The following is a 22,387-nucleotide window of genomic DNA, read 5'->3' as shown; positions in this document are numbered from 1 at the left end:
TGAGCCAGCCTAATGGTTCAGGTGCCTATGTTTAGAGTGGTGTTGGCCGCCACTCAGTGATAAAACGATGACGTGTAAATACGATCATCCGTTCGTAATACCCTTTTTCGTAACTGAGAGATTTGACGCAATGAGCGAAGACCGATCGAGCAACCCCAATCAAAAATCATGGCTCGAGAAACTCTTTGGCGCCCTTTCCGGAGACAACGACGAACCCAGCTCGCGGGATGAGCTGATGACGTTTTTACGCCACACCGCAGGGAAACTGAAGCTGGACCAAGACGCCATCATGATTATTGAGGGCGCACTTGAGATCAGCGACCAGCAGGTGCGTGAAATCTTGATCCCACGCTCTCAGGTATCAGCCATCACCCTTGATCAAACGCGGGATGATTACCTGCCCCTGATTCAGGAAACCGGCCACTCCCGCTACCCGGTAGTGGGCGAAAACCTGGACGACGTGAAGGGCATCCTGCTGGTCAAAGACCTGCTGCCGCTGCTGTCGCAATCGCAAGAGAGCCGCGATGCGTTCAAACTGGAAGACGTGCTGCGCCCTGCCATGTTTATTCCAGAGTCCAAACGCCTGAACACGCTGCTCAAAGAGTTCCGCGAAACCCATAACCACATGGCCATCGTGGTGGATGAGTATGGCGGCACCGCGGGTATCATCACCATTGAAGATATTCTGGAGCAAATTGTCGGGGATATCGAAGATGAGCATGACACCGATGAAGAGGACGATATCCGCACGCTGGAGAACGGCCACTTCGCGATCCGCGCCCTCACCCCAATTGAAGACTTCAACGAGCGCTTTGGCACCGAGTTCTCTGATGACGAGTTCGACACGGTGGGCGGCCTGGTGATGCAGCAGTTTGGCCACCTACCCGGCCGTGGCGAGCACACCAGCTTAGGCGGCTGGCGGTTTGTGATTCTGAACGCCGATAACCGCCGGATACGTCTACTTGAGGCCTATCGCGATAGCGAACCTACGGAAGACGAAAGCCAAGACGACTAGCCTGTCGCCCTCACCTTGCCTACCTCACCCTGCTGATAGGATATCGCCATGGGGTTTACACCCACGTTGACGCTTCAGCTGCTAGCCGCCTTAGTGGCTGGCGGCTTTACGACGCTTACCGCTTCTCCGTTTGAGCTTTGGTGGCTTGGCCCTGTTGCCATCGGCCTGCTGTATGCAGGCCTGCACACCTTAAGCCCTGCCCAAGCCGCGTTAAAAGGCTGGCTGTATGGCGTGGCGCTGTTTGCCAGCGGCACCTCATGGGTCTACGTTTCGATTCACGACTACGGCTACACCGGTGCGCCGCTCGCGGTCTTCTTAACCGCGCTGTTTGTGAGCGTACTGGCGCTGTTTTTTGCGGGCACGTTCTGGCTCTATCGGCGCTTTATTGGCCCCCGCTGGGCGCTGCTCACCTTCGCAGGCGCGTGGGTGCTGGGCGAAGTGCTGCGCACTTACTTGTTTACCGGTTTCCCCTGGCTGCTGGTGGGCTCTAGCTACGTAGACTCCCCACTGGCCAATTGGGCACCTGTTGGCGGTGTGTACTTACTCTCGCTGCTGGTGGTGCTTACCGGCACGTTAGGGGCGGAGCTGCTGCGCCGCCAGTGGTGGGCGGCGCTACCGCTGGCCGCTATCTGGCTGGCTCCGCTTGCCTTAACCCACCAGTGGACAACGCCCGTAAGCGAACCCACTCGCGTTGCGCTGCTGCAGGGCAACCTGCCCCAGCTATTAAAATGGACCCCTGAAGGCCAGCGCACCGCCGCGAATATCTACAGCGACTTAACCCGCGAAGTGGCGGATGAAGCGGATCTGATCTTATGGCCTGAAACCGCGCTGCCCATGATTGATAGCCAAGCCCGGCCAGTGCTGGAGCGCGTGCAGGCCAACCTGCCGCCTGAAGCCGCGCTGCTAACGGGCATTGTTCAGCTCGATGAGAACAACCGCTACTTTAATAGCGTGATTGGCGTGGGCAATGTAGAAGGCAGCTACCAAAAAGAGCACTTAGTGCCGTTTGGGGAGTACCTGCCGCTAGAGAGCGTGCTGCGGGGGGCCATCGACTTCTTTGACCTGCCGATGTCTAGCTTTAGCAAAGGCGCGTCAGAGCAAGTGCCGATGCAGGCAGCGGGCGTCGCGATTGGTAACGCCATTTGCTACGAAATTATCTACCCGCAGCTCGTCGCACAGCGGGCAGCCGATAGCGGCGTGATTGTGACGGTCTCTAACGACACCTGGTTTGGTGCCTCTATTGGCCCGCACCAGCACCTGCAAATTGCCCGCCTGCGTGCGCTGGAAAATGGCCGCTACGTGGTTCGCGCCACCAGCAACGGCATCACCGCCATTATTAACCCCCGTGGTGAACTGGTAAACCGCGCCCCGCAGTTTGAAACCACCTACCTCACGGGCGAGTTCTACGCCATGGAAGGGTTAACGCCGTTCACCCGCATGGGTAGCTGGCCCGTATGGCTGCTGGCGGGGCTGATGCTGGTTCCAGGCTTACTGCGCAGGCGCTAAGCGTTGGCCGTTAAATAGGCGACACTTTCACCCCAACATCTGCTGAATGCCTACTGTTTGGCAAGATGTTGGGGTAAAGCACTCAACCAGCTAGCCAAGCCGTTGAAAACCCTTTTATCACTGAAACGCAAATAACCATTCACCGCATAGCGGTTATTAGTCTCACGTTACTGCGTAAAAGCGTCTCGTAACGCTGTTTCAACACGAATGCTCTCTATTTGAAAACAGCGCTTGTACTTCCCTCCCTCACTATGGTTTAACGTCAATAACACATAGATTAAGGGTGGTGAGAGTGAATATCTCATTCAGACGGCTATGCACCTCTATCCTGGTGATGGCTGCAGCCTCGGTTAGCCTCTCTGCCGCTGCGCAGCCAATTTCACTCCCCACCGCTTGGCAACAGCTGCGCGAACAAGACGACGACGTTGCCGCCGGGCAAGCCGCTCAGCAAAGAGCGGCCGCCCTTCTCTCTTCAAGTAGCAGTTTGCTACTTCCGCAAATCGACTTAATCGGCTCCTACACCCACTTAAATAGTCCCATCGAAGTGGATGCCTTAGCGCTTAACCCGTTAACCAGCGCAGCGGCAACGGTTCCCGGCCAGCTGTTAGTCGATTTAATTGGCGGGCCTGAGGCCTTTACCACCCCGGTAACTAATCGCAATATCGCCAGAAGCTCGCTGGCGATGTTTTGGCCCCTGTATACCGGCGGAAGAATCACCACGGCGCGGGACTTACTCTCATTGGAAGAGCAAGCGGCTGCCTTGTTACTTGAAGAAGTCTACCGCGTGCGCTTTATGGAGTTAGTGAGCACCTACTATGGGTTGGTGATGGCAGAGAGAGCCCTAGCCACCCAGCGCCAAACGGAATCAACCCTAGGCCACCATTACCGTTCCGCCCAGGCGCTGGAGGATCAATTCCAAATTGCGCGGGTAGAGCGGTTAGCAGCAGAAGCCGCCTATGATCGCGCTCGCATTACTACCCGCGCCGTAGAAGAGCAGCGCAATAGCGCCCGGCAGGCGCTGGCCTCGCTCGTTCATCATGCCAGTACCCAGCCCTCTTTGGCGGCGCACTCTCCCTCGCTACTTGTGCCTAGCTCGCCGCTTTTTACGCTAAGCACACTGCCGCCTATGGATACGTTCACGCCGGGGCTTGCTAACCACCCAGGGCTTAGGCTGCTCGCCAATCAAAAAGCACAGGCGGAGAGCGTCGTTGACGCAAGCCGCGGGCTGTATCAACCGAATGTGTTCATGTACGGCAGCTATAACCTTTATGAAGATGACTCGGTGGCCAGCGACCTCACGCCCGATTGGCTAGTGGGGGTCGGCGTTAGCGTGCCGCTGGTGGACCGCAGCGGGCGCAGCGGCAAAGTGCAGGCCGCCGTTAGCACCGTGGTGGAATTAGACCACCGCCAGCAGGCGGCGGCGCGACGGCTGGAACTGCTGCTTGACCACCAGTATCGCGACGCTCAGCAGGCGCTGAATGAGTATCGCGACCTTGCCAGCACCGTTGCGTTAGCGGAAGAGAGCCTGCGCTTGCAGGAACTCGCGTTTGCAGAGGGCTTGGGCCGTGCGCTAGACGTGATTGATGCGCAGACATTTTTATCCGCGACACAAACACGCCGAGATGCGACGGCCTTTCAGTTTGTCGTCTCGCTGGCACAGCTATTAAGCATTACCGGCCAGCAAGAGGCGCTGTTTGACTACCTTAGCCAGGGAGAGCCCATCCAGTGACCACTCGTAAACTCCTCCTGCTGGCCATGTTGGTGGTGATCATAGGGGCCATTGCCACGGTGTTTTGGCGTACGTATCGCCCGCCCACGCCGCAACTGCAGGGGCAAATAGAGGCGCGCCAATATATGGTCTCCTCCAAAGTCCCCGGTCGCCTTGCCGAGATTGACGTGCGCCGTGGCGACCGCGTTGCCGCAGGCGAGCGTATGTTTCGTATCGACAGCCCCGAACTCGAAGCCAAATTGACCCAGGTCGATGCGCTAGACACCATCAGCCGGTCGTTAGCCCAAGCGGTGGAAGGCGGCACTCGGGAAGAGAAAATAGCCGCGGCACGCAGCGAGTTTCAGAAAGCTCAGGCGGCTGAAAGCATGGCGCGCACCACCTATGAACGTATTCGGGTGCTGGCCGACCAGGGCGTAGTGGCGCGCCAGCGCTTGGATGAAACCTTCACTTTGCTGCGCGTGGCGGAGCAAACACGCGTTACTGCCGGTGAAATATTGCGCTTGGCTGAGGCTGGCCCGCGTGAAGAGGCCCGCACCGCTAGCCGTGCAGGCGAGGAGATCACCACCAGCCTACGGGAAGAGATCAACGAATTACTCGAAGACTCCATGGCCTTTGCGCATCACTCTGGGGTGGTAAGCAACGTGCTGCTGAATGTCGGCGAGCTGGTGCCTCAGGGCTTCCCAGTGGTGATGATCACCGACCTTGATGACGCCTGGGCGCTGTTTAACGTTCGCGAAGACCTTCTCCAACGGGTACCGCCAGGGGCAGAGCTTGAACTGACGATTCCGGCGCTTAACCAAACCGCGCTGTTTCGTGTGACCCATATTGCGGCGCTCGGCGATTTCGCCACATGGCGGGCCACCGTGCCAGGGCGTGGATTCGATATGCGCACTTTCGAGGTGGAAATGCACCCTGTTGCGCCGGTGGCGGGGCTAAGGGCTGGCATGAGCGTGCTGCTCGAACTACCCGACCTTGACTCAAACACCCAACATGGCAACGAATAACGTTACTGGCTGGCAGGCGCTACGTCGCCAGCCTTGGTTATTGGCGCTGGTGGGTTGGCTACCGCCCGTACTGACACTGCTGTTAATCGCCATTTTTGCCCTAGGCACGCCACAGTCGCTGCCTATTGGAGTGGTGGATTTAGACCACACCGCTGAAGCCCGCGCACTGCAGCGCCACCTAGACGCCAGCCCCGCGCTGGATGTACGTCACCCCTATGCCTCGCCCAGTGAAGGTGCCGTGGCACTGCAACGCGGCGAGGTGCTGGCGCTGCTGATTATCCCCAACGATTTTGGGCGCGACTTACGGCTGTCGCTAAGCCCGGAGGCGGTGGCTTTCTACAATAGTCAGTACTTACTGGCGGGCAAGTTCATTGCCTCTGCTGTCACGCAATCCAGCATGACCTTTGCCGCAGAAACAGGCGTGGCACTTCGGTTAGGGCAAGGCTACGCCCTTCCTGAAGCGGTGGCCGCAGCTGCACCTGTGCGTCCACAAATCACCGCGCTGTATAACGCGGGCATGAGTTACGCGCTGTTCTTGGTCACGACGATTACCCCTGCCTTATGGCAAATCATGATTGTTGTCGCCACGCTCCTCACCCTGTACTGGCGTTTAGAAAACGCCCCGCTGCCTGACGGCTACCTCGCTAGAAGCCATGCCCTTTGGCAGCTGCTCATGCCTATTTCGCTGCTGCTCTGGTTACAAGGGCTAATCACGCTAGGGCTATTTCACTATTTTCTTGGCTGGACCCCGGAGGGCTCCGTTGGATGGTTAATCGTGGGCATGGCCCTGATGGTGCTGGCGATACAAAGCATGGCGATGCTGATACTTGCCGTAGTGGCCAATAAAGTGCGAGCGCTGAGTTTATGCGCCGCCTACCTTGCCCCGGCGTTTGCCTTTATGGGCATTACCTTTCCACGTGGCGATATGAATATGTTGGCTCGTCTCTGGGGAAATTTAATGCCCTCCACCCATTACATTGAGCTGCAGGTCGCAGTGGCCGACCACGGTGCGCCGCTCGCCACGCTGTTGCCGCCCTTACTCACCCTGCTGCTGTTTCTCATTCCGCTGCCTTTTGCTATTCGGGCACTACCCAAGCAGCTCACCGTCGACCCTACCGAGCAGGTATCCACATGAGCGATTGGCGGCGCTTTTGGCAGGCATGGCGTGCTGAAATAACCCATATTGTGGCCGACCGTGCGGTGCTGCTGGTGATTGTGGGCGGCCTGTTATTTTATGCGGTGCTGTACCCGCTGCCATATCAAAAAAGTGTTCCCGGCGAGCAGGCCATTGCCGTGTTAGACAGCGACCACTCCGCCATGGCGCGCCAGCTGATTCGCATGGCCGATGCCGCCCCGCAAATTCGAGTCGCGGCACGCCCCGGCAGCATGGCAGAAGCCGAAGCACTGCTGGCCAATGACGAGGTTCACGGGCTGCTGGTGATCCCCGAAGGGTTTGAGCGCAATGTGTATCTCGGCAACCCCACCAGCCTCTCCTTTGCAGGGGATGCCAGCTACTTTCTCATTTATGGCAATGTGGTCGAGGGGCTGCTCACCGCCGCCACCACGTTAAGCGTTCAAACCCAACTCATGAGCAGCTTGCTCAAAGGTGATAACCCGATGCAGATTCCTGGGCACATCATGCCCATGCGGGTGATTACCAAACCCGTTTTTAACCCCACATCCGGCTACCTGAACTATATCGTTCCGGCGGTGTTTGTCTTGATTCTCCACCAGACCCTGCTGATCGCCGCAGGCAGCGTCACCATCAAAGATCGCGCTCGGCGTTTTCTCGGCCAGCCCGCCACCTCGCTGGCGCTGGCGATTCCGCTAAGAGTCGCCAGCTTTATGCTGATCTATTTGCTCTTCGCGATGCTCTATTTTGGATTCTTTTTCCGCTTGTACGGGATTCCCCATGTGGCCACGCCAGGGCCACTGCTGCTGTTCAGCCTGCTGTTTTTCATGGCAGCCACGCTGTTTGCGATTTGGCTGGGGTATTTACTGCCTAGGCCGGAACTGACCACCGTGGTGGTGCTGCTCTCTTCTTTACCTATTGTGTTTACCGCAGGCTTTGCCTGGCCTGCCGAAAGCCTGCCCCGCTGGCTGGATGTCATCACCCTGCTGATTCCGGTAAAACCCGGCATCCAGGGTTTTTTAGCGATCAATCAGATGGGCGCACCGATCATCAGCATTTGGCGTGAAATCGGCGTGTTGCTGGGGCTATGTGCGCTATACGGCAGCTGGATTGGCTGGTTGGCGCACCGTCAGCGTCGGCTTGCTAAGTAGCGCCACCACGTAAAAGCCCCCGCCACGTTTCAGTGGCAGGGGCTTTTAGGGGGTACTGAGGAGCGGCTTGATGCCTAACGCAGCTCTTTAACCGCGGTGGCGTGGCGGCCTTACTGGCTGGTCGCGCCGCTGGGGATTTCCCCTAGCACTTCAGGAATGGTCATTTTCACGTAACGACCTGGGGCGGGCTCAATGATTTTTAGTTCGCCTTCTCCTGGCTGGCGGGCGGGCACCATCTTTTTCGGGTCCGCATCCGCGTAGCCGTTCTCTGTCACCCACGCCTGCCAATGGGGCCACCAAGAGCCTTCGTTAAAGGTCGCGCCTTCTTGCCACGCGTCATGCGTTTCAGGCAGCGTGTCGTTGGTCCAGTAGCCGTACTTATTCTTATGCGGCGGGTTCACAATACCGGCAATATGCCCAGAACCGCCTAGCACAAAGGTGACCGGGCCTTTAGGCAGCAGCGCACCGTAGTAGGTACTGTTCCACTTGGCGATATGGTCTTCTTTGGTGGAGACAAAGTAGCTGGGGGTTGAGACTTTACGCAGGTCGATTTTCACCCCATCAAGCTCAATACCATCCGGCTCTACCAGACGGTTGCCCAGATACATATGGCGTAAATACCACGCATGGGTGCCTGCCGTTAGGTTGGTGCCGTCGGTGTTCCAATACAGCAAGTCAAAGGCCGCTGGCACTTCGCCTTTTAGGTAGTTATTGATATAGAACGACCAGAACAGGTCATTTTCCCGCAGCAGGTTGAAGGTGTAGGCCATCGAACGGCCGTCCAAATAGCCTTTCAACTGCAGCGTGTTCTCTAGGCCTTGAACCACTCGCTCATTGAGGAAGACGCCAATATCGCCCGGGTCGCGGAAATCTTGCAGCGTCGCCATGTAGGTAACCGACTTCACCTTACGGCCACGGCGCGTGCTGGTGAGATAGGCCACGGTGGAGGCCGTTAGCGTGCCGCCTACGCAGTAGCTCAGCAGGTTAACCGACTTCTCACCGCAGGCTTGCTCAATCGCTTCCATGGCGCTGATGGGGCCCAGCTGCATGTAGTCGGCCCAGGTAATATCGCTCTGCTCGGGGCCAGGGTTGCGCCAGGAGATCAGAAATACCGTATGCCCCTGATCCACCATCCACTTCACCAGCGAGTTATCTTCCCGCAGGTCGAGGATGTAGTACTTGTTGATCCAGGGCGGCACGATCAACAGCGGCGTTTTAAAGGTGTTTTCGGTGGTGGGCGTGTACTGAATCAGCTGGATCAGCTCGTTTTCATACACCACGGAGCCAGGCGTCACCGCAATGTTCTCGCCCACGCCAAAGGCGCTGCGGTCGGTCATGCGGACGTTGATGCCTTCCGCTGAGTTGGCTAAATCTTCGCGCAGCCGGGCAAGGCCATCGACCAAATTCTGGCCTTTGGTTTCCAGGGTGCGGCGCATCACTTCCGGGTTGGTCGAGACGAAGTTGGTGGGCGACATAGCGCTCACCAGCTGGCGGGCGTAGAACGCCAGATTACGCTTATGGGTATCGTCTAAACCGTCTAGATCGCCGATTAACTCATCAACCATCTGCGAGAACAGCAAATACTGCTGCATGATCGCCATGTAGTAGGGGTCGGTGGTCCAGGCTTCGTCTTTAAAGCGGCGGTCGTGTTTGGGCGGCGTGACCAGCGGGGCCACCTGCTCACCGGCCATGGCGCGCACGCCCTGCTGCCATAGCAGCCACTGGTCCTGCACCAAACGCGACTGGGTTTGCCACAGCAAATTGGGGTTGCTCATTAGCGATTGAGCGGCGGCTTCAAAGCTTTCGCGCATGTCGCTGTACACAGAGTCAGCGGCTTCGCTAGGCACCATGCGTGACAGCAGGTCTTGTAGCAGGCCTTTGTACTGCTCACCCACGTCGTCAAGCTGTGCCTTCCATGTCTCCATCTCTTGCTGGGACAACGGTTGAGACGGCATTTTCCACCCTGACTGCATACAACTTCCCCCTCACCAACTGGGCGCGATTCGCCCTGGCAACTTGCTAAAAAAACGCTCTAAAGAACGCTGAAAATGAACGCGGCGCCTCAAAGGCGCCGCGAACACTACTCACCGTTAGCTTTTGCGAGACGACTGACTTGACGCTTTAGCCGCAGGCTGCTCACCTTTGGCGGCGGCGCTGGCCTGTTCGCTCATTTTTTGTCCGGCTTCGCTAAACAGTTTTTCCATTTCGGATTTGAACTGTAGGCTCATTTCGCCCATGACCCGTGCATCTTCCTGCATTTGCTGGGAGAGCTCGTTCATCATTTCCGCTTGCTTGGTACCGAAATCACGCAGGCTTTCAGCGTCATTAATTTCGGTCGCGCTGCGGATGCGCTCAGTGCCCATCTGGCTGTAGCGTTTCATCGCTTCCAGCTGGTACTGGGTCATTTTTTCCATGTTGTTAAGCATCAGCGAATTCATCTTGCGCATCGGCTCAAACATTTGGCGGGTTTGGGCGCTGAAGGCGTCCATCATTTTATCTTGCATTGTGGTTGCTCCTGTCTCTTATTCCTTGGCATGAGCCTAGAGTGGCCCATCACATCGCAGATTGCTGCACTGCAAAAAGAGTAATCCTTAGTATGCTGCTTTGCAACAAGGAGCTTTCCATTCGCTCCTTGTGCATCTTCTACCCTTTCTTCTACCCTTTCGCGCGCGAACGAGAAGAGGCCGTGGCTTTCGCTTTGGTGCTTTTCTCGCTTGCCGCTGACGCCGGTTCGCTCTCCTGAGTGCTAGTGCTGGTTCCACCCGTATGAGCGCTACCGGCTTGGCGCAACATATCCAGCATCATTTGCTGGTAGGTGCCAAAGTTAGCAAGCCCCTGTGAAAGCCCTTGCTGCATCATAGGCTGCTGCAAAAATGGGCGCATTAAGCTCATGGGGTCATAGCCTTCTACCCCTGATTCCATCTGCCGCTGAATGTTGTCCAGCAGGCTCTGCTGGAACGCTTCTACATCCGGCAACCCCAGCGACTGCCGAAACTCATCCGGCGTCAGGTCAAACTCAACGTTAATTTTCATAGGCGACTCCTTAACCGTCTTGTTTGAGTGTAGCAGCGAACCACTCAGCGCACCTTGGCGTTATTGCTGGCCTAATCGCGGTGTATCAACGCTAACATCCGCATTCTGCCCGCGATGGCGCAGCCAATGATCCAACAGCGTAATGGCCATCATGGCTTCGGCAATGGGCGTTGCCCGAATGCCCACACAAGGGTCGTGACGCCCTTTGGTAATCACCTCTACCGGCTCGCCATGCACATCAATAGAGCGGCCCGGCGTGGTAATACTGGAGGTGGGCTTCAGCGCCAGCCGCGCCACAATGGGTTGGCCGCTGGAAATACCGCCCAGCACCCCCCCCGCGTGGTTAGAGAGGAAGCCTTCCGGCGTCATCTCGTCGCGGTGTTCGCTGCCGCGCTGGGCAATGCAGCCAAAGCCCGCGCCAATCTCAATCCCTTTTACCGCGTTAATGCTCATCAAACCGTGCGCTAAGTCAGCATCCAGGCGGTCGAAGACCGGCTCGCCCAAGCCTACAGGCACGCCATCGGCAATCACGGTAATTTCTGCGCCCACGGAGTCTTGGTCCCGGCGCAGCTGGTCCATGTAGCTTTCCAGCTCGGCCACTTTATCGGGGTCGGGGCAGAAGAAGGCGTTTTGGTCGACGGCTTCCCAGGTTTTGAAGTCGATCTTAATCGGGCCGAGCTGGCTCATGTAGCCACGAATTTGGATGCCCTGGGCCGCCAGCACCTTTTTAGCAATGGCACCCGCCGCCACGCGCATGGCGGTTTCACGGGCGCTGGAGCGGCCGCCGCCCCGGTAGTCACGATGGCCGTACTTATGATGGTAGGTGTAGTCCGCGTGGGCGGGCCGGAACTGGTCTTTAATCTTGGAGTAATCTTTCGAGCGCTGGTCGGTATTCTCGATCAATAGGCCAATCGAGGTGCCGGTGGTTTTGCCTTCAAACACGCCGGAAAGAATACGCACCTGATCAGGCTCTTTGCGCTGGGTGGTGTGGCGCGAGCTGCCGGGGCGGCGACGGTCTAAATCGCCCTGCAGATCCTCTTCGCTAATCGCAATGCCAGGAGGGCAGCCATCCACAATGGCCCCTAGTGCGGGGCCGTGGCTTTCACCAAAAGTGGTAACGGTAAACAGTTTGCCAAACGTATTGCCAGACATGGGCGTTTATTCCTTACGCAAAAGACGCCGCATGGGCGTCGAGTTCAGCGGCGCTCAGGGCAAACACGCCCTGGCCGCCACGCTCGAATTCAAGCCAGATAAAGGGCACATCTGGGAAGGCCGCCTCTAAATGGCGGTCAGAGTTGCCCACTTCGACAATCAGCCAGCCCTCGGCCGTTAGATGGTTACGCGCTTCGCGCAGAATGCGCCGCACGATATCCAGGCCGTCGCTGCCTGAACCCAGCGCCAGCGCTGGCTCATGGCGAAATTCGGCGGGCATGGTGGCTAAGTCGCGCTCATCCACATAGGGCGGGTTGGAAACGATCAGGTCAAAGCGCTGCCCTTCCAGGCCGTTAAACACGTCCGATTCCACGGCGCGTACCCGGTCGCCAACATCGTGGCGGGTAATATTCTGCCGCGCCACGGCTAAGGCATCCTGGCTGATATCCGCCAGCGCTACTTCGCAGGTAGGCAGCACCAGCGCTGTTGCAATGCCAATGCAGCCTGAACCAGTGCACAGATCCAGCACGCGGGCGGGCGGCTCTTCGGGGAACCACGCTGCAAAGCCATCTTCAATCAGCTCGGCAATCGGCGAGCGAGGAATCAGCACGCGCTCATCCACGTTGAAGGGGTAGCCTGCAAAGAAGGCTTCACCCAGTAGATACGGCAGCGGGCGGCGCGTGGTGACGCGTTCGCGGGCGAGGCGAATAATGCGTTCACGCTCAACCGGCAGCAGACGCGCATCCAACACGGCAGGGTCAACGTTCCAAGGAAGGTGCAGCGCGCCTAAGCACAGCGCAACGGCTTCATCCCAAGGTGATTGGGTGCCGTGGCCATAGTGCAACCCCGCCAGATAAAACTCGCTGGAGACCCAGCGCAAATAATCGCGCAGTGTAAAAAGATCACCCAACAGCGCCGAATCGGGCAGCGATAGCGTTGAGGGAGAGGACTCATCGGTGAGATGCGTGGTCACAAGGGCTCCTGGCGTCAAAAGTTCGTTAGGGGATTGTACCTTTGACGCCGCCCGGTTCACAGCAGCGCCAAGCTCGCTATACTGTCTCGCCCGTAATGTTTCTATTCACCGTGACTTTTGATTTGAGCCGACCATGACGCGACACCTGCCTAACGATGACGATATCAGTGCCTTTCGCCAAGCGCTGCAGGCGGCAGGGGTACGCCGTATTGCCACCAACCAAGCCGACCCCGGCAAGCCTAAGCGCCAAACGGATGCCAGCGAAGCACGCCGCCGTGCGGCGGTAGAGAGCAATACGCTGCAAACCAGCGGGCGCACCTCTGATGGCCGGGTGGAAGCCGTACGGCCATCGGAGTATTTAGAGTTCAGCGTGCCCGACCTGCCCTGGCGCACGTTCAGCCAGTTGAAGCGCGGCCAAACGGCCTGGCAGGCAGGGCTAGACCTTCACGGCTATACCCTGGAAGAGGCGCGGTTAGAGCTAGAGAGCTTTCTTCGCGATGCCGCCGGCCAAGGGCTGCGCTGTGTGCTGGTGGTGCATGGCAAAGCCTGGGGCACTACCTCTGATTTCCCGGTACTGAAAAGCCACACCAATGCGTGGCTGCGCGAGTGGCCCGGCGTGCTGGCGTTCTGCTCTGCCACGGATATCGATGGTGGCACCGGGGCGGTGTATATTTTGCTGCGCAAACGCGGGCAGTAAGTAGGCCGCCGTTACTTATACCCGCCGTTATTCGGTGGCATCCGAGGCAATGCTGGGCATGCGCCGCTCCAGGGCTTGGTCGGCCAAGTGGCGTCCTAACCGAATCAGATCATTAGCGCGGTGGAATTCGTACGTACTGCAGACGGTTTTGGGAATTTCGATCAGGACATCTGGCGGGTAGCCTGCCACCTTGTACTTCGCCAGCGCCGCCTGGGTGATATCAAACGACTCCAGAATCATATCCAGCTTGCCCCACTCGCGCTTACCGCGCAGGTCCACCGTTTCATCGTCGTCGCTATCGTCAGCACCACCGCCCAGGCCGCCCCATAACCGCCGGGTGGTGGCGCGTACTTCTTCCATCCAGCCGCCAATATTGGCATCGCGATCCCGCTCTAGGGCCGTGCGGCTGTCGTCACTCTCTTGTTGAGGCAGCAACTCTTCTAGCGTAACCGGCTGCGGGCTGTGGGCGGTGACGTTCACCGCCACCACGAAATCAGCTTCGTGGGCGGCCAAAATGGGCATCATCGGCAGCGGATTCAGCAGCCCGCCATCCACCAGCACCTGTTCACCAATATGCACCGGGGTAATCACCCCAGGTACCGCGATAGAAGCGCGAATAGCGCGAAGCAGCGGGCCATTTTGAAACCACACCTCTCGCTGGCGCACGAGGTCGGTGGCCACCGTGGTGACGGGAATCGGCAGTTCTTCAATGAGCCGGTCGCCTACCAGCTCTTCCAACTTGCTCATCACTTTGTTGGCACGCATGGCCCCCATGGGGCTCCAGGTCACGTCTACCAGTTTGAGCACGTCTAGATAATCAAGGTTACACACCCACTCCCGATACTCGGGTAGCTTACCGGAAGCGTAAATACCGCCAATCAGCGCCCCCATGGAGCACCCGGCAATCGAAATAATCTCGAAGCCACGCGCCTCCAGCGCTTCAATCACACCGATATGGGCATAGCCTCTGGCCCCGCCGCTGCCCAGCACCAGCGCGACTTTATTGCCGCCCTCTAGCGTTCTCCCCGTCAATTGGCTGACCACGTTCTGCCCCTCCCTTTTGGCATGGCGACTGATGCGTACGCGCTTAGCGCTTAATGCATGCTTATATTACAGTGCGGTTTCGCGACTAATGACCTCGGCCACGCGCTCTACGGCTTGCGGCTCTAAATGCAGATGGTGGCCACCCGCCAGTACATGCCGGGTTAACATCGGCACTGCTTGCCGCGCCTGAGCAGCCCAGGCGCGCTCGCCCAAAATGCCCCGCTCACCTTCTATCAATAGCACCGGTGCCTGAATCTCGGCCAGTACCGCGAGCACCTGCTGCGGTGTAAAACGTACTAGCGAAGGCTTAAGCAGACGGCTATCCGTGCGCATTTGTACTTTGCCATCGGCGGTGGCCTGGGTATTGCGCTCTACCAGCGGCGTGGCGGTAATGCTATCCAGCGGCGTGACGCCACCCGCCACACGAGCCGCCACAGCGCTTTCAATATCTAGGTAGCGGGGCCCACGAGAAAGCGGCCGCCGGTGGGCCATTAAGCCTTTGCGCAGCTGGCTTGGCGTCTCTTCAGCGGGCGTATTCAGCGCGCCTAAGCCGTCAATCAGAATTAACCGAGCGACCTTCTCCGGTAGCGACGCCGCCAGCAGGCAAGAAACCGCTGCGCCCATGGAGTGGGCAAGCAGCGTGGCCTGCTCAAGGCCCAACGCTTCCATGGCATCCAGCACGTCGTGGGTGTAATCCCAGAGCGCGTAGTCGCTGCCAGCAGGCGCATGGGCGGAGTGCCCGTGGCCACGAAAATCAATCGCCACAATGCGAATATCCAGCATATTGGCTAAGCGTGGAGCTAAACGTGAAAAGCTGGCCGCATTATCCAACCAGCCATGCAGCGCCAGCCAGGTGGGCGCATCTTGCCGCCCCCAGCTCAGCGCCGCTAGCCGTCCACTGGCCAACGAAAGCGGTTGAGGAGCCGTGCCTACTCGGGAAGCATCGTTCATAAATCGGTGTCTCACAGCGAAAAGCCAGCGCGTCTGATGACGCTCGTAAGTGCAAACGTTACCATGCTCGGCGCAGCGCTTGTGCTGCTTTTACGCGGCCATGGGCCACGACGCCGTTCCTTTTTTGATGGAGATTGCCATGAAACCTCGCCGCGATACCCGCGCTCGTAACCTTGTGTTCTTTATTGCTGTGACCAGCGCTTTGGTCGTGGGGCTGTGGCTGGCACGTTAGTCAACCGTGCGTTAGTCATCCGTACAATGCTTAGCTTTCTTAGGAAGACACTTGCAATTTTTGCCTCATGAATAAATACTGTTTAAAAATACTGTATATAAACACACTATTTATTCATGAGGACACCGATAATGCCGTCTCAACCCGCCCCTCTTGCCATGCCTCTGGTTGCGACAGCCTTTCCGTTAACCTCCCAACCGCTGCCGTTTCCTCCGCTGACGGGTCGTGCAGGCTTTAGCGGCTTTCCTTCCCCTGCCCAGGATTACGAACCGCGCACGCTTGATCTCAATACGCGGCTCATCAAGCACCCCACTCAAACGTTCTACCTCACCGCCACCGGGGACAGCATGGAGGGCTGGGGCATTTTTGAAGGGGACTTATTGGTGGTGGATCGCAGCGTTACGCCCCGTTTGGGGCATACGGTAGTGGCCATGTTTGATGAGGAAGTACTGATCAAACGCTACGCGCTGTATTGCGGCACGCCGCATCTCTGCTCTGCTCACCCCCATTATCCTCCGCTGCCGCTAGAAGGTACCAACTGCCAGCTATGGGGCGTGGTGCGCGCCGTTATTCACGAGTACTTGCCATGATTGGGCTGGTGGATGCCAACAACTTTTATGTTTCCTGCGAGCGGGTATTTGACCCCGCGCTAGAGGGCAAGCCCGTTGGCGTGATGTCGAATAACGACGGCTGCGTGATTGCCCGCTCAGCCGAAATGAAAGCCATGGAGATCGCCATGGGCACGCCTGCATACCAGCTAGAGGGGCTGCGCCGCCGTGGCGTGATTCATCTGCTCTCTTCCAACTACGAGCTGTACGGCGATATGTCGGCGAGGCTTGCCCAACTGCTGCGCGACGCCTGCCCGGAGGTTGCCCCCTACTCCATCGATGAAATGTTTATCTACCTGGATGGCTTTAGCGATGCCCAGTGCCAAGCCATCGGTGCGGCGCTGCGCCGCCGTATTCGTCGCCATTTAGGGCTGCCCGTGTGTGTGGGTTTAGCACCGACGCACACGCTGGCTAAGCTCGCCAACCACGTGGCCAAAAAGCAGCCGCATTATGAAGGGGTGTGTTTGCTTCACGGCGAGAGCGCCACCACACAAGTACTGCTGAAACAGCTGGCCGTTAGCGACGTATGGGGCGTAGGCCGACGCTTGGCGGAACGGCTGGCGGTGAGCGGTATTCGCACCGCCTGGGACTTACGAGAGAGCGACCCCAAGCAGCTGCGCAAACGCTTTTCCGTGGTGCTGGCCCGTACCGCATTAGAGCTACGCGGTACGCCCTGCCTGGAGATGAACGCCGTGGAGCAGCCCCGCCAGCGCATTATGACCTCGCGCTCGTTCGGCCAATCCACCGGTGTGAAAGAGGAACTGCACGCCGCACTACGCCGCCACGCCCAGCGCAGTGCCGAAAAACTACGCCAGCAAGGCAGCCTGGCCCGCGCGGTGATGCTGTTTTTAAACACCAACCGCCACCGCAAAGACCAGCCGCAGCTCTCACCGAGCGCCATGATTCCCCTAGATGCGCCCACCGACGATAACCGCGTCATTCTAGAGGCCGTTCGCGAAGGGCTAGAGCAGATGTACCGCCCCGGCTTCACGTTTATGAAAGCGGGTGTGATGCTGTTGGATTTGGTAGACGCGCAGCAGTACCAGCTCTCTCTGCTGCGGCCAACTACCAAGGCGCATCCTCATTTGATGAAGACGATCGACGCCATTAATCAGAAGATGGGGCAAGGCACGCTGCGCTTCGGCATGACCGATGCCGACGCGCCCTGGCAGTTACGCTGCGCGCACCGGTCTAACCGCTACACCACGTGCTGGGATGAGTTAATGGAGGCAGGCACTCACCCTGGCGCGATTGCTGCCGCCAGGGCAAGGCGTGAACAGCAGCGCTTAGCGGGCGGAAAGCGCGTGGCGAAGACGCGGGCTAATGGCCTCTCCCACCACGGCAACTAGCACCAGCAGCGCCAACAACATTGGCCAGTGGGCCGCAAACGAGACCTGATACAGGCCAAGGGCATCAACAAAAATCACCAGAATACCCAGCGGGCTGACGTAGCGCACCATGGTGAGCCACAGCGCATAGGGCAGCGGCGAAAGCCCCAGCTCGTCGCGGAAGGTCTCGCTTTTCAGCACAAACCCTGCCAGCAGCACCATGCCTAAACCACCCAGCGGCATCATCCAGCGGGAGGTGAGGTAATCTAGCCAGTCAAAGAAGTTTTTGCCTGCCAGCGTCCAGTCAGCGCCCATGTTGAACGACAGCATCGCCAGCGTGCTCATCAGCCATAGCACAATACCCGTGGCCCACGCGGCTGATTTACGGCTCATGCCTTTGTTGTCGCATAGCCACGAGACCGTCGCTTCCACCATAGAGATTGAGGAAGTGAGCGCGGCCATGGAGAGCATTAAGAAAAACAGCACACCGAACAGCGTGCCCATGGGCATCGCTTGGAACGCCAGCGGCAGGCTCATAAAGATTAGCCCTGGGCCTTCACCGGGGTTCATGCCGTTGGCAAAAATCACCGGGAAGATCGCTAGCCCCGCCATCAGCGCCACCACGGTATCTGCCACGGCCACGCTCAGCGTGGTGCGGCCAATGGAAGCACCTTTCGGCAGGTAGCTGCCGTAGGTCAGAATCGCCCCCGATGCCAGTGAGAGCGTGAAGAAGGCGTGTCCCAAAGCCGCCAGCATGCCTTCACTAGACAGGCTGCCTGCTTTGAACGAGAACAGGAAACTCACCGCCTCACCAAAGCCGCCGGAAAACACGCCGAATACAATCAGCAGCACCAGCATCAGCACCAGCCCAGGCATCATCCAGCTAACGTTTTTCTCGATGCCTTCCTGAACGCCTTTACCGACAATGACCATGGTGAGCAGCGTGACTAGCGTACTCCAGCCGCCCAGCGTGATGGGGTTGGCGTTATTGGCCCCGAACACCGCGGCCATATCGTCAACACTAGTGCCCGCCAAACCGCCGGAGAGCATTTTCCATAAGTAGGAGAAGGACCAGCCGGCCACCACGACGTAGAACGACAGAATCATAAAGCCACAGAGCATGGCCATCCAGCCAATCAGCGACCACATAGAGGAGCGGCCAGACTCGTTCACCACACGGCGAATGGCATCAATGGGGCTTCCACGACCACGACGACCAAAGGCAATTTCCGTCATCATCACCGGGACGCCCACCGCTAAGATGCACGCTAAATAGACCAGTACGAAGGCACCGCCGCCATACTCCCCCGTGATATAGGGAAATTTCCAAATATTGCCTAGCCCCACCGCCGAACCGGTGGCTGCCAACATAAAGCCCCAGCGGCCTAGCCACTGAATGCGAGGTTGCCCAGAAGACGCCATGACCTTCCACCCTGTCAGAAAAAAGCGCCTATCCTAGTGGATTTTGCAGTGAAAGCCCACGTATCACGGCGTGGCATAGCTCGCTTTTGCCTCAGCATCCAGCCGCTGGGCGGTATGATCCACTTTGCGCAGCCACGCCAGCAGCAGCGCCCCAACACATACGAAGCCCCCGGCTAGCCAGAGGCCCACATAATAATGGCCAGAGGCTTCTGCCAGCATGCCGGTTAACGCAGGAGCCACAATCTGCGCTGCGCCATAGGCCAACGTCATTTGCCCCATCAAACGGGCGGGGCTGGCGGGGTAAAGCCTACCGGCCATAGTGAGCACTAAACTGACACAGCCCAAGAACGTGCCGCCGTACAGCACAGCGCTAATCAACACGCCCGGCAGCGTTGGGCTTATGGCAGGCAGCACAATGCCGACTACCTGCACCAGCATGGCCACAATCAGCGCGCCTAAATAACCAATCCGCCGCGCGATTAAATCCCACAGCATCACCGCAGGCGCTGCGGCCAGCCCTACCAGCGCAAAGGCCCAGTTCCCGGCTCCGGCCAGCAGCGGTTCACGCTCCACAATCGCGACCAAAAACGTCGCGCTGATCACATAGCCATAGCCCGCACAAAAGTAGGCAGGCAGCATCAGGCGCATAAAGGTGCGGCTAGGCGGCGTTGCAGGTGCTTGATGGCTGGCAGCACTGCCTACCACCGGTTTTACCGGGCGCGGCAACCAGCACCAGGCAGGCACCAGCAGCACCGCCCCCAAGGCGCTAAAGCCCCACCACTGCGCTTGCCAGTTCATTGCCAGCGTCAGCATCAGCTCTACCGCTAAAGCCGCTACCACAATACCAATGCCGACGCCTGCAAAGTGGATGCCCAGCTCGCCCCGCTGGCGGTGCTGAATCAGCCAATGCAAAATCAGCCCTGATGCCAATAGCATCGAGCCACTGCTGGAGAGCCCCGCCAAAAAGCGCAACCCTGCCCATACCCAAAAGTGTTCGGTCAGCGCCATACCGGCGGTGGTTAGCACCGCCAGCACTAGGCCAATGCGAAACAGCGTGTCTTTGAGATAAATCGTGCGAATTGAAGCCGCGAGCACCGCCCCCAGCATATAGCCTGCGTAGTTCAACGCCGCCAGCCAGCCGCCATCGGCGTCGCTAATCCAGCTCTGCTGTTGCATCACTGGCAGCAGCGGCGTATAGGCAAACCGCGCAATGCCAATGCATAGAATTTGGCTAAACACACCCGCTAGCAGCACTTTAAAGCGCTGCGTTTGAACGCTAGCAGTGGGCATGGACACTCCCTCGTCGTGAGCTTTTTTGTTGTGATAGGGTGGCGTAAATGGATAGCCAGCTATCTTCCATCATACCCGGAATCGCGCGCCGTACTATCCGCTAAACGTGGCACCTGGAATCAGCGCATTGGCGCGCAGAATCTGGCAGACTAAGCCTCACGTTTCACTACCGTCATAAGCGAGCAAGCACGATGAGCGATACTGCAAAACCCTGGACGCAACCCATGCCCGACGCGCAGTTCAAACTGATGCGCGACATTTTGGCCGCCCCCAGCCCGGTAGGCCTGGAAGGCGCAATGACCTACGGCGTGCTGAAGCCTTACTTCGAGAGCTTCGCCCCCAGTAACTGGCACTTGCACCAGTTCAAAGGCAATGCGGGCGTGGTGCTGGATACTCACCCGGACCGCGATGATATGTTCAAGCTGATGATCATCGGCCATGCGGACAAAATCCGTATGCAGGTTCGCTCGATTGGTGAAGATGGCAAAATCTGGATCAACACCGACTCCTTCCTACCCAGCGTGCTGATCGGCCATGAAGTCACGCTGTTCAGCGAAGACCCGGAAGCCCCCGGCAGCTACCGCAGCATTGAAGGCGGCACGGTGGAAGCGCTGGGTGCTATCCACTTTTCTGACCCCGCCCAGCGCGATGGCAGCAAAGGCATTAAGAAAGAGCAGATATATCTCGACCTGCAAATCCACGGCGAGAACAAAAAGCAGCAGGTGCTGAACCTGGGCGTGCGTCCGGGCGACTCGATTATCTTCAATCGCCCTATCCGCCAAGGCTTTAGCCCGAATACGTTCTACGGCGCGTATTTGGATAACGGTCTGGGCTGCTTTGTGACGGCTGAAGTGGCGCGCCTGATCGCTGAAGCGGGCGGCACCGAGAACGTACGGGTGATGTTTGCTATCGCCAGCTACGAAGAGATTGGCCGTTTCGGCAGCCGAGTGCTGGCCGGTGAACTCAAGCCCGATGCGTTGATTGGCGTGGACGTTAACCACGACTATGTGGCGGCCCCCGGCATTGGCGATAAGCGTATGCAGCCGCTGGAAATGGGCAAAGGCTTTACGCTGTCGGTGGGCTCTATTGCCAGCGAACAGCTCAACCGTATTATTGCCAGTGCTGCCAAAGAGCAGGACATTCCCATGCAGCGGGACATCGTGGGCGTGGATACCGGCACGGACGGCATGGCGGGCGTGTTGGCTTCCATCGATAGCGCTGCTACCTCTATGGGATTCCCGATCCGTAACATGCATACCATTTCGGAAACCGGTAACACCCAGGACGTACTGGCTGCCGTGCATGCGCTGCACCACACCATTCAAGCGCTGGATGCCCTGCCCAACCTTAAGCAGGCCTTCCTGGATAACCACCCGCGCTTAGACCAAGCAAGCCCGCTTGCGCACCAGGGCAGCGCTAAGCCTGAGAGTGACGACGAAAAACCCGCTTAATTGGCATAAAAAAACCCCGGCCATTGCTGGCCGGGGTAGTAGTAACTCCTCCGTAATCCTTCTTCACGAACCTCCTGTTCGTGCATCCCTGGTCTTGCAAGCCTTCCCTGCCTGCTCCTTAACACTTTTCCCTGTGTTACTGCTCACCTTGCCTTTTAAATGTGTCAACTACATTAACCTGAGATAGAAACATCAGCACTTTTGTTAAATATCGAGGCTGTGCACTTTTAAATAAAGCACACACTGAGACTGCTTTTCTTAGCGCGTTGCAGGGTTGCCACCTATACTTTTTTGGCATCTGTAAGGATGCCTTTCTACACGGACGTTACCACGCCTGAACCCATTCACCCCCTAGCGGTAGGAGGTCAGCGTGCGACATATCATGATCAGCTCGAAAGTCCACGGTGTGGATATTATGTGCCGCCACTGCGGCAATGCAGAATCCGCGACAACACCGTACCTGAACCGGTTTCGACTGGAAGGCACCGGGAAAGACAGCGTGCTGTTACGCTGTTTAAGTTGCCAAACGTCGGTATCGGCCCCCATGAGCCAGCTAAGCGCACTGTTCTATCACCACGCCTGTTAATGGCTCTTGTCACGCGCACCGCTCGTTCATAAAAAAACCCCGGCCATTGCTGGCCGGGGTTTCATCAGGTCCTCCATAATCCT

At 58.1% G+C, this 22,387-nt stretch carries 20 protein-coding genes; 11 read left to right on the top strand and 9 right to left on the bottom strand.

Translation table 11 applies throughout. The annotated features are described in order from the left end of the window. Positions 1–130: 130 nt before the first annotated feature. From IEW65_RS03610 to IEW65_RS03585, 6 genes are all read left to right on the top strand, one after another. Positions 131–1,015, top strand: a complete 885-nt coding sequence (locus IEW65_RS03610; RefSeq protein ID WP_044628236.1) for an HlyC/CorC family transporter — start codon at positions 131–133, stop codon at positions 1,013–1,015. 48 nt (positions 1,016–1,063) lie between these two features. Continuing rightward, on the top strand, positions 1,064–2,521 hold the full coding sequence (lnt, locus tag IEW65_RS03605; protein WP_188638126.1) for an apolipoprotein N-acyltransferase: 1,458 nt from the start codon (positions 1,064–1,066) through the stop codon (positions 2,519–2,521). A 292-nt stretch (positions 2,522–2,813) separates the two neighbouring features. Then, a complete protein-coding gene (locus IEW65_RS03600; protein ID WP_188638125.1) occupies positions 2,814–4,250 on the top strand; it encodes a TolC family protein in 1,437 nt (478 codons plus the stop codon). Continuing rightward, entirely contained in the window at positions 4,247–5,254 is a 1,008-nt protein-coding gene (locus IEW65_RS03595) for an HlyD family secretion protein (RefSeq protein WP_188638124.1), read from the top strand. The genes IEW65_RS03600 and IEW65_RS03595 overlap by 4 nt, the downstream gene beginning before the upstream one ends. Beyond that, the gene (locus IEW65_RS03590) at positions 5,241–6,389 is read left to right on the top strand and encodes an ABC transporter permease (protein WP_188638123.1); all 1,149 of its coding nucleotides are present in this window, start codon (positions 5,241–5,243) and stop codon (positions 6,387–6,389) included. The genes IEW65_RS03595 and IEW65_RS03590 overlap by 14 nt, the downstream gene beginning before the upstream one ends. Beyond that, on the top strand, positions 6,386–7,537 hold the full coding sequence (locus tag IEW65_RS03585) for an ABC transporter permease (protein ID WP_188638122.1): 1,152 nt from the start codon (positions 6,386–6,388) through the stop codon (positions 7,535–7,537). The genes IEW65_RS03590 and IEW65_RS03585 overlap by 4 nt, the downstream gene beginning before the upstream one ends. 110 nt (positions 7,538–7,647) lie before the next feature. On the opposite strand, the gene phaC is transcribed toward IEW65_RS03585, so the two are convergent. The 5 genes from phaC to prmB all read right to left on the bottom strand — a co-directional run bounded on the left by phaC (position 7,648) and on the right by prmB (position 12,695). Continuing rightward, positions 7,648–9,510 (bottom strand): class I poly(R)-hydroxyalkanoic acid synthase, encoded by a 1,863-nt coding sequence (gene phaC, locus IEW65_RS03580; RefSeq protein ID WP_188638121.1) that lies wholly within the window; start codon positions 9,508–9,510, stop codon positions 7,648–7,650. Between the two features lie 117 nt (positions 9,511–9,627). Further along, the gene (locus IEW65_RS03575; RefSeq protein ID WP_188638120.1) at positions 9,628–10,041 is read right to left on the bottom strand and encodes a phasin family protein; all 414 of its coding nucleotides are present in this window, start codon (positions 10,039–10,041) and stop codon (positions 9,628–9,630) included. Positions 10,042–10,192: 151 nt separating this feature from the next. Then, complete coding sequence (locus IEW65_RS03570; RefSeq protein ID WP_188638119.1) at positions 10,193–10,570, bottom strand: hypothetical protein; 378 nt, start codon at positions 10,568–10,570, stop codon at positions 10,193–10,195. A 60-nt stretch (positions 10,571–10,630) separates the two neighbouring features. Next, positions 10,631–11,722: a chorismate synthase gene (gene aroC, locus IEW65_RS03565; RefSeq protein ID WP_188638118.1), complete on the bottom strand. Its 1,092-nt coding sequence runs from the start codon at positions 11,720–11,722 to the stop codon at positions 10,631–10,633. A gap of 13 nt (positions 11,723–11,735) precedes the next feature. Further along, positions 11,736–12,695, bottom strand: a complete 960-nt coding sequence (prmB, locus tag IEW65_RS03560; protein ID WP_188638117.1) for a 50S ribosomal protein L3 N(5)-glutamine methyltransferase — start codon at positions 12,693–12,695, stop codon at positions 11,736–11,738. Positions 12,696–12,828: 133 nt separating this feature from the next. On the opposite strand from prmB, the gene IEW65_RS03555 reads away from it, so the two are divergent. Next, positions 12,829–13,392, top strand: a complete 564-nt coding sequence (locus IEW65_RS03555; protein ID WP_188638116.1) for a Smr/MutS family protein — start codon at positions 12,829–12,831, stop codon at positions 13,390–13,392. Positions 13,393–13,419: 27 nt separating this feature from the next. Here the strand turns inward: IEW65_RS03555 and IEW65_RS03550 are convergent, their stop codons facing one another. After that, positions 13,420–14,436 carry a patatin-like phospholipase family protein gene (locus IEW65_RS03550; RefSeq protein WP_188638115.1) on the bottom strand — a complete coding sequence of 339 codons (1,017 nt, stop codon included), beginning with the start codon at positions 14,434–14,436 and terminating at the stop codon, positions 13,420–13,422. Positions 14,437–14,502: 66 nt separating this feature from the next. Continuing rightward, positions 14,503–15,387 carry an alpha/beta fold hydrolase gene (locus tag IEW65_RS03545; RefSeq protein ID WP_188638114.1) on the bottom strand — a complete coding sequence of 295 codons (885 nt, stop codon included), beginning with the start codon at positions 15,385–15,387 and terminating at the stop codon, positions 14,503–14,505. A gap of 363 nt (positions 15,388–15,750) precedes the next feature. Here IEW65_RS03545 and IEW65_RS03540 point away from each other — a divergent pair, with 363 nt between their 5' ends. Both IEW65_RS03540 and IEW65_RS03535 read left to right on the top strand, forming a co-directional pair. Continuing rightward, positions 15,751–16,209: a LexA family protein gene (locus IEW65_RS03540; protein ID WP_188638113.1), complete on the top strand. Its 459-nt coding sequence runs from the start codon at positions 15,751–15,753 to the stop codon at positions 16,207–16,209. Then, positions 16,206–17,576, top strand: a complete 1,371-nt coding sequence (locus tag IEW65_RS03535) for a Y-family DNA polymerase (protein ID WP_188638112.1) — start codon at positions 16,206–16,208, stop codon at positions 17,574–17,576. Before IEW65_RS03540 ends, IEW65_RS03535 begins: the two co-directional genes overlap by 4 nt. Here IEW65_RS03535 and IEW65_RS03530 read toward each other — a convergent pair. Beyond that, the gene (locus IEW65_RS03530) at positions 17,514–18,977 is read right to left on the bottom strand and encodes a sodium-dependent transporter (protein ID WP_188638111.1); all 1,464 of its coding nucleotides are present in this window, start codon (positions 18,975–18,977) and stop codon (positions 17,514–17,516) included. The genes IEW65_RS03535 and IEW65_RS03530 overlap by 63 nt on opposite strands. Before the next feature lie 63 nt (positions 18,978–19,040). After that, a complete protein-coding gene (locus tag IEW65_RS03525; protein ID WP_188638110.1) occupies positions 19,041–20,267 on the bottom strand; it encodes a YbfB/YjiJ family MFS transporter in 1,227 nt (408 codons plus the stop codon). Between the two features lie 191 nt (positions 20,268–20,458). Between IEW65_RS03525 and IEW65_RS03520 the strand changes: the two genes are divergently transcribed. Together IEW65_RS03520 and IEW65_RS03515 are read left to right on the top strand one after the other, a co-directional pair. Then, positions 20,459–21,718, top strand: coding sequence for a M20/M25/M40 family metallo-hydrolase (locus tag IEW65_RS03520; protein ID WP_188638109.1), 1,260 nt, complete (start codon positions 20,459–20,461; stop codon positions 21,716–21,718). Between the two features lie 370 nt (positions 21,719–22,088). Next, the gene (locus tag IEW65_RS03515) at positions 22,089–22,304 is read left to right on the top strand and encodes a hypothetical protein (RefSeq protein ID WP_188638108.1); all 216 of its coding nucleotides are present in this window, start codon (positions 22,089–22,091) and stop codon (positions 22,302–22,304) included. The last annotated feature ends 83 nt before the right edge of the window (positions 22,305–22,387 follow it).

The organism is Vreelandella lutescens (genome assembly GCF_014640815.1).
Lineage (GTDB): Bacteria > Pseudomonadota > Gammaproteobacteria > Pseudomonadales > Halomonadaceae > Vreelandella > Vreelandella lutescens.
Note: the sequence above shows the minus strand (reverse complement) of the source record. Positions and strands in the feature narration are given on the sequence as shown.

What these genes read in the sequence shown, in the direction of transcription:
- aroC (WP_188638118.1), bottom strand. Translation starts at nt 11,722, where the DNA reads ATGTCTGGCAATACGTTTGGCAAACTGTTTACCGTTACCACTTTTGGT.
- phaC (WP_188638121.1), bottom strand. Translation starts at nt 9,510, where the DNA reads ATGCAGTCAGGGTGGAAAATGCCGTCTCAACCGTTGTCCCAGCAAGAG.
- IEW65_RS03585 (WP_188638122.1), top strand. Translation starts at nt 6,386, where the DNA reads ATGAGCGATTGGCGGCGCTTTTGGCAGGCATGGCGTGCTGAAATAACC.
- lnt (WP_188638126.1), top strand. Translation starts at nt 1,064, where the DNA reads ATGGGGTTTACACCCACGTTGACGCTTCAGCTGCTAGCCGCCTTAGTG.
- IEW65_RS03555 (WP_188638116.1), top strand. Translation starts at nt 12,829, where the DNA reads ATGACGCGACACCTGCCTAACGATGACGATATCAGTGCCTTTCGCCAA.
- IEW65_RS03545 (WP_188638114.1), bottom strand. Translation starts at nt 15,387, where the DNA reads ATGAACGATGCTTCCCGAGTAGGCACGGCTCCTCAACCGCTTTCGTTG.
- IEW65_RS03525 (WP_188638110.1), bottom strand. Translation starts at nt 20,267, where the DNA reads ATGCCCACTGCTAGCGTTCAAACGCAGCGCTTTAAAGTGCTGCTAGCG.
- IEW65_RS03535 (WP_188638112.1), top strand. Translation starts at nt 16,206, where the DNA reads ATGATTGGGCTGGTGGATGCCAACAACTTTTATGTTTCCTGCGAGCGG.
- IEW65_RS03520 (WP_188638109.1), top strand. Translation starts at nt 20,459, where the DNA reads ATGAGCGATACTGCAAAACCCTGGACGCAACCCATGCCCGACGCGCAG.
- IEW65_RS03575 (WP_188638120.1), bottom strand. Translation starts at nt 10,041, where the DNA reads ATGCAAGATAAAATGATGGACGCCTTCAGCGCCCAAACCCGCCAAATG.
- IEW65_RS03610 (WP_044628236.1), top strand. Translation starts at nt 131, where the DNA reads ATGAGCGAAGACCGATCGAGCAACCCCAATCAAAAATCATGGCTCGAG.
- IEW65_RS03540 (WP_188638113.1), top strand. Translation starts at nt 15,751, where the DNA reads ATGCCGTCTCAACCCGCCCCTCTTGCCATGCCTCTGGTTGCGACAGCC.
- IEW65_RS03590 (WP_188638123.1), top strand. Translation starts at nt 5,241, where the DNA reads ATGGCAACGAATAACGTTACTGGCTGGCAGGCGCTACGTCGCCAGCCT.
- IEW65_RS03570 (WP_188638119.1), bottom strand. Translation starts at nt 10,570, where the DNA reads ATGAAAATTAACGTTGAGTTTGACCTGACGCCGGATGAGTTTCGGCAG.
- IEW65_RS03530 (WP_188638111.1), bottom strand. Translation starts at nt 18,977, where the DNA reads ATGGCGTCTTCTGGGCAACCTCGCATTCAGTGGCTAGGCCGCTGGGGC.